Here is a 298-nt window from a genome sequence, read left to right on the forward strand (position 1 = left end):
CGGTTCTGGCGGCAACGGTTCTGGCGGCAGTGGTTCTCAGGGCGGTAACGGTTCTGGCGGTAACGGCTCTAGTGGCAGTGGTTCTGGCGGCAATCGAGTTAAAGGCGATAGTAGTTCTCAAGGCGGTAATGGCTCTCAAGGCAGTAACCGTGTTAAAGGCGATAGCAGTTCTCAGGGGGGCAACGGTTCTCAAGGTGGCAATGTAAAAGATAATGAGAAAAAACAAGGCGATAAGTTACCTAATACGGCAACACATTATCCTGCATCTATTTTAATGGGACTTTCAACATTCCTAATC

1 pseudogene is annotated in these 298 nt (G+C 49.0%); it reads left to right on the forward strand.

From position 1 onward, the window contains the following. Positions 1-298, forward strand: a pseudogene (locus MR113_RS27625) (cell wall anchor protein); the annotation flags it as partial.

This window comes from Bacillus cereus group sp. BfR-BA-01379 (assembly GCF_022663605.1).
In the GTDB taxonomy this organism is placed as follows: domain Bacteria; phylum Bacillota; class Bacilli; order Bacillales; family Bacillaceae_G; genus Bacillus_A; species Bacillus_A mobilis.